The organism is Azospirillum sp. UFLA03-27 (genome assembly GCF_059803775.1).
Map to the genome: position 1 here is coordinate 1 of NZ_JAUQTX010000209.1, position 11,957 is coordinate 11,957.

Here is an 11,957-nt window from a genome sequence, read left to right on the forward strand (position 1 = left end):
GTTATAGTCTCGTGGGCTCGGAGATGTGTATAAGAGACAGAACCAGAGTCAGCGCCCGTCCCCAGCGCCCGCGCGCCAGCCTCCAGGCGAGCAGCCCGCCCAGCGCCACGAAGCCCCAGACCACCGCCGCCAGTGGCAGCCCGCGCGGCACCGCCCAGCCGAACAGGACGATGCCCGGCACGCCCGGCAGCCCGTTGGCGCCGCCGGTCAGGGCGGGGCTGTTGACCGCCAGCAGATGGACGACCTGCGCGATGCCCAGCGTCGCCAGCGCGAAGTAATGGGATTCCAGCCGCAGCACCGGCAGCCCGACCAGCAGGGCCAGCAGCAGCGGCACCAGCAGCGACACCGGAAAGGTCGCGGCGAAGCCCCACCCCCACTGGCTGCCCAAGATGCCGGTGGCGTAGGCCCCGATCCCGAAGAAGGCGCCATGAGCCAGCGACAGCGCGCCGCCAAGTCCGAAGACGATCTGGAACCCGATGGCGGCCAGCGCGTACACCCCCGCCACCGTCAGCACGCGCAGCCCGTACGGCGACGCGTACAGCAGCGCGTACGCCACCAGCACCGCGACCCCAATCACCTCCCCCGCCCAGCGGGGGAGGGTCAGGGTGGGGGCAAGCGCCCACACCTTATGCACGATCCTACGCACGGCGCCGCGCCGCCTCACCGAACAGCCCCTGCGGACGGGCAACCAGGATGACCAGCAGCGTCGCGTAGAGCAGCCCCAGCGCCACCGGATAGGACAGAACCGACGACACCCCCACCTCGAACAGCGCGATCAGCAGCGCGCCGGCCACCGCGCCGGGGACGGAACCCCAGCCGCCGATGGTCACGGCGATGTAGGCCTTGAGGATCAGGTCGCCGCCCGCCGTCGGCGTGACGAAGTAGCGGTTGGCGAGCAGCAACCCCGCCGCCCCGGCGAAGGCGGTGCCCAGCGCGAAGGTGATCAGGATCATCGCCGTCACCGGCACGCCGCAGGCCCGCGCCATCTCCGGGTCCTGCGCCGTGGCGCGCAGGCGGCGGCCGAGTTGGGTCCGCCCGAACAGCCACTGCTGCCCGGCGATCAGCAGAGCGGCGACGGCGATGATGGCCAGCGACTGCTCCGCCACTACCAGCCCGCCGAGGTCGAGCGTTCCCCCGCTCAGCAGCGGCGGGGCTGCCCGCGGTTCCGGTCCGAACAGGACGGAGGCGCCGTTCTGCAGGATGATCCCCGCCGCGATGGTGCTGATGAAGACCGCCACCGGCGGGCGGCGGCGCAGCGGCAGGTAGGCCGCAGCCGCCAGCAGCAGCCCCAGCCCGGCCATCAGCACCAGCACCACCGGCAGCAGAAGCAGTCCGGGCAGCGGCAGATAACCCGGCAGATGCGGCGCCAGCGCCACGCCGAGCAGCCCGCCGGCCATCACGAGATCGCCCTGCGCGAAATTCACCGCCGCGGTGGCGTTCAGCACCAGCACGAAGCCGAGCGCGACCAGCGCGTAGGCCGCACCCAGGGCGAGGCCGTTGACGAGAAGCTGCAGGGTGATCAAGGCCCGCTCACTTCACCATGCCGGTCACCACGCCGGTCAGGTTGTCGTAGCGCTTGGCGATCGCCGGCACGCGCGAGGCGCCGTCGTAGCAGACGATCACGGCGGAATGCGCCATGTTGCCCTTGCCGTCCGAGCGGTAGGTCATGGCGAGTCCCTGGTGGGTACCGGCGGACAGGGCCTTGCGCACCGCTTCCGCGCTGTCAGCACCGCCCTGCACCGCCGCCAGCACCATGCGGATGCCATCATATTGGCCGAGCGCGAAGGCATCCGGCTCCGCGTTGAAGGCGGCGCGGTAGGCGGTGGTGAAGGCCTCCACCTCCGGGCTGCCGCCGGAGATCGGCGAGGCCGCCGTCTCGGCGCAAACGCCCTTCAACTCGGCCGGTTCCAGAAGCGCCGCGGTGCTCGGTTGGTGCATGGCGGAGCCGGCGACGATCGGCACCGCCACCCCGTTGGCCGCCGCCTGCCGGATGAACAGGGCGGTCGGGCCGGAATGGAGGTGCAGCACCAGCACGTCGGGCTTGGCGGCCAGCGCCTTGGTCAGGACCGGCAGCAGATCCTTGGCGGCGGGGTCCACCCCCTCCTCGAACACCGGCTCGACGCCGAGCTTCTTGAAAGCCTGCTCCAGATGGGCCTTGCCGCTCTGTCCGTAGGCGGTCGTCTGATAGATCACCGCCGGGCGCTTCCTGCCCAACTCCTCCGTCACATAGCGGGCGTGGGCCTCCTTGGTCACGGCGTCGCCGGGGAAGAAGCGGAAGACCCAGGGGTTGCCCTGCTCGGTGATGCTCGCCGTGCCCGACACGGTGACCAGCGGAATGCCGTAATCCTGGGCCAGCGGCAGCATCGCCAGCATCTGCGTGCCCAGCATGCTGGCCGCCACCGCCGTGACCTTGCCGCCCGCCGCGCGCTCCAACGCCGTGACCGCGGCCTCCGGCGAGGTGCCGGTGTCGATCACCTCCGACCGCACCGCCACTCCCGCGGGCGCGTCCTTCAGCGCCAGGACGGCGCCGTTGCGCTGGCTCGTGCCTTCCAGCGACAGGAAGCCGGTCAGCGGCACCAGCACAGGGACCGAGGCCTCGCCCGCCAGCACCGTCCCCGACAGGAGCGACGCCGAGACGGCGGTTGCCGAGAGAATGGAAAGGAAGCGCCGCATGGATGTGTCTCCTCCTGCCCGGCGAAGAACCGCGCAAGGACGAGGAGGCCAGGGGTATAGCGGCGGCACAGCCTCGAACGCTTGGCTCCCTTCGCTGGCATGACCCAGATCAGGTTCGATGGGTGTGGTCTCAGCCCGCCTCGTGGCAGGCACCCCAGCCGTTCGTGTGCACAGTGTGAGCCCGGCGCCCGGCTGTCAAGCGGCGGCCCGGCGCCTTTTCACAATTTCGCAACGCAACAGACACCGGAGAGTCGCGCTTCCCGTGGTTCCTTCCACCGCCCCCGGCCCGCGCCGGACCGTCGCCCCAACCGGAAAGTCGCCACGAAGCATGCGGCCCATCCCGTCGCACAGCACCGTCACCCTGCACCCCTTCGCCACGGCACAGGGCGGATGCGGGCTGCGCGCCGTCCTGTCGGGGCGGATCGACCACGCCGCCCTGCCCGGCCTGACGCCCCTGCTCCGCCGCGCCGCGGACGCGGGGGCCCTGACCCTGCGCGTCGATCTGGGACGGGTGGAGTTCCTCGATTCCTGCGGCATCGGCATTCTGCTGGCGCTCCGCAACGCGGTGCTCGACCGCGGCGGCGCCATCGCCTTCGAGAATCACCCGCCGCGGATCCGGCGCGTGCTGGAGCGCAGTCGGATCATCGCCCTGACGGACTCCCCGCGCGTCTTCGACGGCGGGTTGGCGCTTCCCGCCGCCGCCTGAACCGTCAGCCGCCGCGGCGCAGCGTTTCCCGATAGAGGATGTAGAGCCCGCTGGCGATGATGATCCCGGCCCCGGCCAGGACTGTGGGAGTCGGCACATCGCCGAAGACCAGGAAGCCGAGCAGGGTCGCCCAGATCATCCCCGTGTATTCGAAGGGCGCCACCACCGCGGCGCGGCCAAGCCGGAAAGCCTGGGTCATGAGAACCTGCGCCGCCCCGCCCAGCGTGCCGACCAGAAGCATCAGCCCGAGGTCGAACCCACCCGGCGTTACCCAGTCGGGGACCGCCGCCACGCCGCTCACCACCGTGGTGGTCAGCAGCAGATAGACGACGATGGCGGTGTTGCTCTCCGTCCGCGACAGGCCGCGCACCGCGATCATCGCCAGCGCGTAGAAGAAGGCCGCGGCCACGCCGACAAAAATCGGCAGGAGCGGCGCATCGGCCTCCGGGCGGGCCATCACCACCACGCCGCCGAACCCGACCAGCACCGCCGCCCAGCGCCGCCAGCCAACCGGCTCGCCGAGCAGCGGCATCGACAGCGCCGTGATGAACAGCGGCCCGGCGAAGCTCAGCACATAGACTTCGGCCAGCGGCAGATGCTTGAAGGCGTAGAAGAAACAGCCCATCGACAGCAGCCCGGCCAGCGAGCGGAAGACATGGGCGACCGGGCGCCGCGTGCGCATCCCGCCCCAGCCGCCGCGCGCCACCGAAATGCCGCCGACCAGCACCACCGCCACCACCGACCGCGCGAACATGAGCTGCGCCACCGGGTAGCCGCTGCTCAAGTATTTGATGAGCGTGTCCATGCCCGCGAACAGGAAGATGGCCAGCAGGAAGCAGCCAATGGCGTGGCGTGTGTCGTCACTGGCGGCGGCGGGAAGAGCGGCGGCTTGGGTCATGATTGCACAGTATCTGAGCAACCATGATGCTGCCCAATGCCGCAACCGCAGGTCTGGCCCGCGCGGCGCCGCCCGGAGGGGTGCCGGCGTTTCACGCTTCGTTAAACGACGTTCGGGCGTTTGGCGAAGCGAACCCGGCCTTTCGCGGATCGGCGCTGGCCCCGGCCGATGCGGTGGACAGTCTGGCGGGCGTCACCACCGCAAAGGTCCGCCATGCTCCTGTCCAAGCCGATCCCCCAATCGATCCGCGTCCTCGTCGGCTTCTCGCCCTGGATCGTCTTCGGCGCTCTGCAGCCGATGGGCCATGCGGCGGCCGCGCTGGCAGCGCTGCTGCTCAGCCTGACGCTCTGCGCCCATGATTGGCGGGGCGGATCGCCGAAGGCGCCGGAACTGGTCGCCGCCGTCTTCTTCGCCGTGCTGCTCCTCATCGGACCGTTGGAGCGCATGGGGGTGATCGTCCATCTCGCCCTGGCCGGCATGGCCTTCGCCTCGCTCGCGCTGGGCCGTCCCTTCACCCTGCCCTACGCCCGTGAGACGACACCGCCCGGCCTGTGGCACCTGCCGCAGTTCGTCGCCATCAACAAGGCGGTCACCGCGCTGTGGGGCGTGGTCTTCCTGGCCGGCGCCGCCGGCTTCGCCGTCGCGACGGAGGTCGGCGTCGTCACCTCCGCCCTCGCCACGCTGGCCGGCATTCTGGGGAATCGCCACTTGCCGGACTGGCTGGTCAACCGGGCCGTCGCCCGCCGTCTGGACGAACAGGAGCCTCACCCCTGGCCCGCGCCCGCCGTCCTCGGACAAAAGGACGGTGTCGTCGTTGTCGGCGCCGGCATCGGCGGGCTGACCGCGGCGGCCCTGCTGGCGGAGGCCGGGGTTCGCGTCACCGTCCTGGAGGCGCACGACCGCCCGGGCGGCTATTGCTCCTCCTGGGACCGCAAAGTGCATCTGCGCGACGGGACGGTGGGGCGTTTCACCTTTGACGCCGGGGTGCACGACATCAGTGGCACCCGCCCGGATGGTTCGGTCGGGCATCTGCTGCGCACGGTCGGCGTGGCGGACCGCGTGCGCTGGCACCCGGTGAACCGCGGCATCGTCCGGAACGGCGCCCTTCGGCCGCTGCCCGGCGACGCTGCGGGGCTGGCCGCCCTGATCGCGCGGGAGCATCCCGGCAGCGCCGCCGGAGCCGCCGCCTTTCTGGAGGAGATGCGCGGGGTTTACCGCGACCTCTACCGCGGCTGCGCCGAAACCGGCCTGCCCCACATCCCGCGCGACGTCGCGGCGATGCGCGCCTACCCGCTCGAGTGCCCGCAGGCCTTCCACTGGCAGGACTGCGGCTTTCTGGAGATGCTGGAGCATTACGTACCCGACGCCGGAGCCCGCGCCCTGCTGTCCAGCCTGACCGGCTATCTGTCCGACCGGCCGGAGCGGCTGGGCGCCACCCAGATGGCGCCGATCTTCGGCTATGTCTTCGACGGCGGCGCCTATCCGGAAGGCGGATCGCAGCGGCTGGCCGACGCGCTGGTCGAGGCGATCCGCGCCAAGGGCGGCGAGGTCCGGCTGCGCATCCCCGTCCGCCGCATCCTGGTCAAGGACGGCTGGGCCGCCGGGGTCGAAATCATGGACGGGGAGCGCATCGCCGCCGCCGCGGTGATCTCCAACGCCGACGCCCGGCGGACCCTGCTGGAGCTGGTGGGGGAGGAGCATCTGCCCGCCGATTGCGTGGAGCGATGCCGGGCGTTGCGTCCCACGACCTCCGCCTTCCTGGTCACGCTGGCGCTGGACATCCGCCCGGACCTGCCGGCCATGACGTTTCTGACGGATGCAGGGATGGCGTTGGCCCTGCCCTCTGCCCATGACGCCACCCTGGCGCCGCCGGGTTGCGCGACGCTGACGCTGATGCGGCTGGACCCGGCGGGCGACGCCTGGGACCGCTCCGCCCTCGACTACCGCGCGCGGAAGACGCGGGAGGGCGACGCGATGATCGCCGCCGCTGCGGCCGTGATCCCTGATCTGGAGCGCCACATCCTGCACCGGCAGGACGCCAGTGCCGCCACCTTCGCCCGCTACGCCCACAGCACGGACGGGGCGATCTACGGCACCGATCCGGCGCTCCCCGCCAAGTCGCCGGTGCCCGGCCTGCTGTTGGCCGGCGGCGGGGTCTTCCCCGGTCCGGGGGTCGAGGCTTGCGTCATCTCGGGCCGCCTTGCCGCGGAGGCTCTGGTCGGGCCGGTGCGGGCGCGGCAGGCCGAGAACGGACGCCGCGCCGCGTAAAGCCGCCCCCTACAGCCGGATGCGATCGGCGATCAGCGGCCCGGCCGGCGGAGCGCTGTCGGCCACGGTGAAGGCGCGGCGGAGCAGCGCCGCCGCGTCCTCCGCCTGCGCCGCGCTGCGGGCGTGGACGACGGCGAGCGGACGCTCCGCCGGCCCCACCGAAGCGCCCAGCCCGGCGACGTCGGCCAGCCCGACGGCGAAGTCGATGGGATCGGTCGTCTTGGTCCGCCCACCGCCCAGGGCCACCACGGCGATGCCGACCGCCCGCACATCGATGGCCGCCACCACGCCCGCCCGCTCGGCGAAGACCGGCTGGACGACGGGGGCGGCGTCCAGATAGCGGTCCGGCGCGTCCAGCAGGTCCGCCGGGCCGCCCAGCGCGTGGACCATGCGGGCGAAGCGCTCGGCGGCCTGCCCGCTCGCCATCGCCTGGTCGAAGCGGGCGCGGCCGGCGTCGGCGTCGGGGACCAGCCCGGCCAGCACCAGCAGCTCGGCGGCCTGGGCCGCAGTGACCTCGTAAAGCCGGGAGTCGGCCGCGCCGCCGCGCAGGATGTCGATGCACTCCCGCATTTCCAGCGCGTTGCCAGCGGTCAGGCCCAGCACCTCGTTCATGTCGGTCAGCAGAGCGACGGTGGGCAGCCCGGCGCCCTCGGCCACGGTGACGAGGCTGTCGGCCAGCTCACGCGCCTTGGCGATGTCGGGCAGGAAGGCGCCAGAGCCGAACTTAACGTCCATCACCAGCGCGTCCAGCCCGGCCGCCAGCTTCTTCGACAGGATCGAGGAGGTCAGCAGGTCGATGGTCTCCACCGTCGCCGTCACGTCGCGGATGGCGTAGAGCCGGCGGTCGGCGGGGGCGATGTCGTCGGTGGCGCCGATCACCGCGCAGCCGACCTCCTTCACCACCCGCTCCAACGTCGCCCGGTCGGGCTTGGCGCGGTAGCCGGGGATGCTCTCGAACTTGTCGAGCGTGCCGCCGGTGTGGCCCAGACCGCGCCCCGACACCATCGGCACGAAGCCGCCGCAGGCGGCCAGCGCCGGGGCGAGGATCAGGCTGACCTTGTCGCCGACGCCGCCGGTCGAATGCTTGTCGACCACCGGACCGGGCAGGTCCAGATGGTCCCAGCGCATCACCGTCCCGGAATCCCGCATGGCCAGCGTCAGGGCCACCCGCTCCTCCAGCGTCATGCCGCGGAAGAAGACGGCCATGGCGAAGGCCGCGGCCTGCCCTTCGGTGACGGAGCCGTCGGTGATGCCGCGCACGAAGGCGCCGATCTCCGCCGCGTCCAGGCGTGCGCCGTCGCGCTTCTTGCGAATCAGTTCCTGGGGAAGCATCCGTGCGTCCGTTCCGTGGTCTGGTCTGTCGCGCGGATCAATAGCCGGCGGTGGCCGGCTGGGCAACCGCCCCACCGCCCTTGCCGTCTTTGCCGTCCTTGCCCTCACCCTTGCCGCCGCCATGGCCGGCGGTGGCGAGCAGCGAGTCCAGCAGCGCCGACGCGCCGAAGCGGAAGGTCTCGGGCTTGGCCCATCCCTTGCCCTGGATCGCGGTGGCGAGCGCCAGGAAGGCCGCCGCCCCATCGGCGTCGCGGATGCCGCCCGCCGCCTTGAAGCCCACCGGCTTGCCCGACTCGTGTATGACGTGCAGCAGCAGCGCCGCCGCCTCCAGCGTCGCGGCCGGCTGCACCTTGCCTGTGGAGGTCTTCAGGAAATCCGCCCCGGCGGCAATGGAGTCGCGGGCGGCCCAGGCCAGCAGCTCCGGGTCGGGGAAGCAGCCGGACTCCAGGATCACCTTCATCGTCACGTCGCTCCCGCAGGCCTCGCGGCAGGCGCGGATCACGTTCATCGGCTGGGTGCGGGCGCCGTCGATGAACGCGCGGTAGGGAAGCACCACGTCGATCTCGTTCGCGCCGTCCTTGATGGCCGCCTTGGTCTCCGCCGCCACCGTCGCCGCGTCGGCCTCCCCCGAGGGAAAGTTGACGACGGTGGCGATCTTCACGCCGCTGCCCTTCAGCGCCTTGCGCGCGGTCTTGGCGAAGCGCGGCCAGACGCACACCGCGGCGACCTTGCCGGCGGGGGTAACGGCGCGCTTGCACAGCGCCTCCACCGTCTGGTCGGTGTCGTCGTCGTTCAGGCTGGTCAGGTCGAGCAGGCCGATGGCGCGGCCGGCCCCCTTGGCGTCGGCCTTGACGGCGGCCGCGGTGTCGAGCGCCCGTTGCAGATCGGCGGGAAGTTTCATGACCGGCGTCCTTCGTCTACGTTCAGCCCGTCGAGAAAGCCGGTCAGCAGCCGCTCCAGGTCGGAGGCGGCGGCCGAGGCGGCGCGCAGGGTCTGGTCATGGTCCACCGGCCCGTCGCCGAGTCCCACCCCCAGGTTGGTGATGACCGCGCAGCCCACGACCCGAAGGCCGCAATGCCGCGCGACGATGCATTCGGGCACCGTGGACATGCCGACCGCGTCCGCCCCCAGGACCTTCAACATCCGGACCTCGGCCGGCGTCTCGAAGGAGGGGCCGGGATAGGCGGCGTACACGCCCTCGACCAGATCGATGTTCAGCTCCAGCGCACGGCGCCGCATCAGCGCGCGCAGGGCGGGGTCCCAGGCGTCGGTCATGCTGGGAAAGCGCGGGCCGAAGCTGCCCTCGTTGGGGCCGGTCAGCGGGTTGGCGCCCAGCATGTTGATGTGGTCGGAAATCGCCATCAGCCGTCCCGGCCCGACCTCCACCCGCAGCGAGCCGGCGGCGCAGGTCAGCACCAGCGTGTCGCAGCCGGCCAGCTTCAGCGCACGGACCGCCGTCTTCAGCGCGTCGAAGCCATTGCCCTCGTAAGCGTGGACGCGCCCCTGCATGCAGGCGACGGGCTGCCCGCCGAGATGGCCCAGCACCAGCCGGCCCATATGCCCCTCCACGCTGGGCAGCGGGAAGCCGGGCAGGTCGCCGTAGGGCATGACGGTCGCCCCCTCGATCCGGTCGGCGACCCCGCCCAGGCCGGAGCCGAGCACGATCCCCACCCGCGGGCGGAAGCCGGGGACCCGGTGCAGGATTTCCGCGGCGGCGCGTGCGGCGGTCATGGCGGTCTGTTCCCCTTAGAAGTCGAGATTGTCGGGGCCGAAGGAGTGCGGCAGCAACTCGTCCAACCGAAACGTTTGGCGAAGCCCTTCCGGTCCACAGACATGAATCGGCGTGTCGGGTTTGGCAAACTCGCGCAGGCGCTGGCGGCAGCCGCCGCAGGGCGTGCACAGCCGGCCGTCGCCGGTCTGGCCGCCCATCACGACGATCGCCCGGATGCTTCGGTCCCCGGCCAGGATCATCGCCCCGATGGCCGAGGCCTCGGCGCACTGCCCCTGCGGGTAGGCGGCGTTCTCCACATTCGCCCCGGCGTGGATGCGCCCGGATTCGCCCAAAATGGCCGCACCGACCGAAAAATGAGAATAGGGCGCGTAGGCCTGCGCCATCGCGTCGCGGGCAGCAGCAATCAGGGAGTCGGCGATCAGGGAATCCTGGGGGTCGCTCATCACCGCTCCTTCACGTAGGGGACGCCGCTGGCCCTGGGCGCCACCGCCCGGCCGACGAAGCCGGCCAGCAGGAGCACGGTCAGCACATAGGGCAGCATCTGGATGAACTGCACCGGGATCACCCCCACCAGCGGCAGCGGCACGCCCTGCAGGCGGACCTGCACCGCGTCGGTGAAGGCGAACAGCAGGCAGGCGAACAGCGTCGGCCAGGGCCGCCACTTTCCGAAGATCAGCGCGGCCAGCGCCAGATAGCCCTTGCCCGCCGTCATGTCGCGCACGAAGCCGGCGCCGTGGGCGGTGGACAGATAGGCGCCGGCGATGCCGGTCAGCACCCCGGTGATGACCACCGCCTGATAGCGCAGCCGCGTGACCGACAGGCCCGCCGTGTCGACCGCCGACGGGTTCTCCCCAACCGCGCGCAGCCGCAGCCCGAAGCGCGAGCGGGTGAACACCCAGTGGGTCGCCACCACCAGCAGGACGGTCAGCCAGATCAGCACGTTGGCGTCGTCGATCAGCTCCCGGTAGACGGGACCGAGGACCGGAATCCCGGACAGCGCCTCCACACCCGGCAGATGGACCTGCGGCAGCCGCGCCTCTCCCGGCAGCAGCGGGGTCTGGCCACCCTGGCGGAACCAGGCGTAGGCCAGGGTCGGCGCCAGCCCGGCGACCAGGATGTTGATCGCCATGCCCGACACCACCTGGTTGCCCTTGTGGGTGATGCAGGCGAAGCCGTGGACCAGCGCCAGCGCCACCGAGGCCGCGACGGCGGCGCCCAAGCCCAGCCAGGGGCTGCCGGTGGACGACGCAATGGCGGCAGCGAAGAAGGCGCCGGCCAGCATCTTGCCCTCCAGCCCGATGTCCACCACCCCCGCCCGCTCGCTGTAGAGCGCCGCGAAGGCGGCGAGCACCAACGGGGTCGCCACGCGGACGGTGGCGTCGGCCAGCAGCAGGACGACGAGCAGGGCGTCATCCATGCGCCGTCCCTCCGCCGCGGCGGCGGAACAGCGCCTCGACCCGCGGCTTGAACAGGTTCTCCAGCGCCCCGGCGAAGAGGATGACGAGGCCCTGGATGACCATCACCAGCTCCCGGTTCACGGTGGGGTATTCGAAGGACACCTGCCCGCCCCCCTGCGCCAGCACGCCGAACAGCAGCGCCGCCAGGATGATCCCCACCGGATGGTTGCGCCCCATCAGCGCCACGGCGATGCCGACGAAGCCCACCCCGCCGGTGAAGTTCAGCAGAATGCGGTGCTGCACCCCCATGATCTCGTTCACGCCGACGAAGCCGGCAAGCGCCCCGGAGATCGCCATGGCGAGGATGATGTTCCGCGCCGGGGAGATGCCGGCGTAGACCGCCGCGCGCTCGTTCCGCCCGACGGTGCGGATCTCGTAGCCCCAGCGGGTCCGCCACAGGAACAGGTAAAACAGCCCGCAACAGGCCAGCGCCCACAGGAAGGACAGGTTCAGCGGCGAGGCCGGGATGGCGACGCCGATCCAGCCGAGCGCCCGGTCCATGGTCGGCAGCCAGACACCCGGATCGAACTCCCGCGTTTCCGGCGACTGCGATCCGGGGCGGATCAGCACGTCCACCAGCAGATAGGTCATGATCGCGGCGGCGATGAAGTTGAACATGATCGTCGTGATGACGATATGGCTGCCGCGCTTGGCCTGGAGCCAGCCGGGAACCGCTGCCCACACCGCTCCGAACAGCGCCGACACGGCCACTGCGCCGAGCGCCGCCACCGGCCAGGGCCAGCCGGTCAGCGCCAGCCCGACCAGCCCCTGTCTCTTATACACATCTCCGAGCCCACGAGACTATAACAGCTATCTCGTATGCCGTCGTCTGCTTGAAAAGGGGGGGGGGGGGGGGGGGGGGGGGGGGGGGGGGGGGGGGGGGGGGGGGGG

General features: G+C 71.6%; 12 protein-coding genes and 1 riboswitch. Of the genes, 2 read left to right on the forward strand and 10 right to left on the reverse strand.

Going from position 1 to position 11,957, the window contains the following annotated elements; genetic code table 11:
• Window position 1: 1 nt before the first annotated feature.
• Genes Q4I23_RS24585 through Q4I23_RS24595 form a run of 3 tightly spaced genes read right to left on the reverse strand, consistent with a single transcriptional unit; the run spans window position 2 to window position 2,673 of the window.
• Window positions 2-625, reverse strand: coding sequence for a branched-chain amino acid ABC transporter permease (locus tag Q4I23_RS24585; RefSeq protein WP_498527952.1), 624 nt, complete (start codon window positions 623-625; stop codon window positions 2-4).
• 13 nt (window positions 626-638) lie between these two features.
• Window positions 639-1,523, reverse strand: coding sequence for a branched-chain amino acid ABC transporter permease (locus Q4I23_RS24590; RefSeq protein WP_014240019.1), 885 nt, complete (start codon window positions 1,521-1,523; stop codon window positions 639-641).
• Between the two features lie 7 nt (window positions 1,524-1,530).
• Window positions 1,531-2,673 carry an ABC transporter substrate-binding protein gene (locus tag Q4I23_RS24595; protein WP_498527953.1) on the reverse strand — a complete coding sequence of 381 codons (1,143 nt, stop codon included), beginning with the start codon at window positions 2,671-2,673 and terminating at the stop codon, window positions 1,531-1,533.
• A 69-nt stretch (window positions 2,674-2,742) separates the two neighbouring features.
• Window positions 2,743-2,840: riboswitch (TPP riboswitch) on the reverse strand.
• 161 nt (window positions 2,841-3,001) lie between these two features.
• Here Q4I23_RS24595 and Q4I23_RS24600 point away from each other — a divergent pair.
• Entirely contained in the window at window positions 3,002-3,379 is a 378-nt protein-coding gene (locus Q4I23_RS24600) for an STAS domain-containing protein (protein ID WP_498527954.1), read from the forward strand.
• Window positions 3,380-3,383: 4 nt separating this feature from the next.
• Here the strand turns inward: Q4I23_RS24600 and Q4I23_RS24605 are convergent, their stop codons facing one another.
• Window positions 3,384-4,277, reverse strand: coding sequence for a DMT family transporter (locus tag Q4I23_RS24605; protein WP_498527955.1), 894 nt, complete (start codon window positions 4,275-4,277; stop codon window positions 3,384-3,386).
• Between the two features lie 213 nt (window positions 4,278-4,490).
• Here Q4I23_RS24605 and Q4I23_RS24610 point away from each other — a divergent pair, with 213 nt between their 5' ends.
• Window positions 4,491-6,545, forward strand: coding sequence for an FAD-dependent oxidoreductase (locus tag Q4I23_RS24610; protein WP_498527956.1), 2,055 nt, complete (start codon window positions 4,491-4,493; stop codon window positions 6,543-6,545).
• Between the two features lie 9 nt (window positions 6,546-6,554).
• Here Q4I23_RS24610 and deoA read toward each other — a convergent pair whose 3' ends face one another.
• The 6 genes from deoA to Q4I23_RS24640 are packed head-to-tail and all read right to left on the reverse strand — an operon-like array spanning window position 6,555 to window position 11,849.
• Entirely contained in the window at window positions 6,555-7,877 is a 1,323-nt protein-coding gene (deoA, locus tag Q4I23_RS24615) for a thymidine phosphorylase (RefSeq protein WP_498527957.1), read from the reverse strand.
• Window positions 7,878-7,914: 37 nt separating this feature from the next.
• Window positions 7,915-8,778 carry a deoxyribose-phosphate aldolase gene (deoC, locus tag Q4I23_RS24620; RefSeq protein WP_454018068.1) on the reverse strand — a complete coding sequence of 288 codons (864 nt, stop codon included), beginning with the start codon at window positions 8,776-8,778 and terminating at the stop codon, window positions 7,915-7,917.
• Complete coding sequence (locus Q4I23_RS24625; RefSeq protein ID WP_498527958.1) at window positions 8,775-9,608, reverse strand: purine-nucleoside phosphorylase; 834 nt, start codon at window positions 9,606-9,608, stop codon at window positions 8,775-8,777. The genes deoC and Q4I23_RS24625 overlap by 4 nt, the downstream gene beginning before the upstream one ends.
• A gap of 15 nt (window positions 9,609-9,623) precedes the next feature.
• The gene (gene cdd / locus Q4I23_RS24630; protein ID WP_237903884.1) at window positions 9,624-10,052 is read right to left on the reverse strand and encodes a cytidine deaminase; all 429 of its coding nucleotides are present in this window, start codon (window positions 10,050-10,052) and stop codon (window positions 9,624-9,626) included.
• A complete protein-coding gene (locus tag Q4I23_RS24635; RefSeq protein ID WP_498527959.1) occupies window positions 10,052-11,026 on the reverse strand; it encodes an ABC transporter permease in 975 nt (324 codons plus the stop codon). The genes cdd and Q4I23_RS24635 overlap by 1 nt, the downstream gene beginning before the upstream one ends.
• On the reverse strand, window positions 11,019-11,849 hold the full coding sequence (locus Q4I23_RS24640) for an ABC transporter permease (RefSeq protein ID WP_498527960.1): 831 nt from the start codon (window positions 11,847-11,849) through the stop codon (window positions 11,019-11,021). Before Q4I23_RS24640 ends, Q4I23_RS24635 begins: the two co-directional genes overlap by 8 nt.
• Between the last annotated feature and the right edge of the window lie 108 nt (window positions 11,850-11,957).

Bases quoted from the DNA above. Each gene is read 5' to 3' on its own strand.
- deoC (WP_454018068.1), bottom strand. From the start codon at position 8,778: ATGAAACTTCCCGCCGATCTGCAACGGGCGCTCGACACCGCGGCCGCC.
- Q4I23_RS24605 (WP_498527955.1), bottom strand. From the start codon at position 4,277: ATGACCCAAGCCGCCGCTCTTCCCGCCGCCGCCAGTGACGACACACGC.
- deoA (WP_498527957.1), bottom strand. From the start codon at position 7,877: ATGCTTCCCCAGGAACTGATTCGCAAGAAGCGCGACGGCGCACGCCTG.
- Q4I23_RS24600 (WP_498527954.1), top strand. From the start codon at position 3,002: ATGCGGCCCATCCCGTCGCACAGCACCGTCACCCTGCACCCCTTCGCC.
- Q4I23_RS24625 (WP_498527958.1), bottom strand. From the start codon at position 9,608: ATGACCGCCGCACGCGCCGCCGCGGAAATCCTGCACCGGGTCCCCGGC.
- Q4I23_RS24635 (WP_498527959.1), bottom strand. From the start codon at position 11,026: ATGGATGACGCCCTGCTCGTCGTCCTGCTGCTGGCCGACGCCACCGTC.
- Q4I23_RS24595 (WP_498527953.1), bottom strand. From the start codon at position 2,673: ATGCGGCGCTTCCTTTCCATTCTCTCGGCAACCGCCGTCTCGGCGTCG.
- cdd (WP_237903884.1), bottom strand. From the start codon at position 10,052: ATGAGCGACCCCCAGGATTCCCTGATCGCCGACTCCCTGATTGCTGCT.
- Q4I23_RS24610 (WP_498527956.1), top strand. From the start codon at position 4,491: ATGCTCCTGTCCAAGCCGATCCCCCAATCGATCCGCGTCCTCGTCGGC.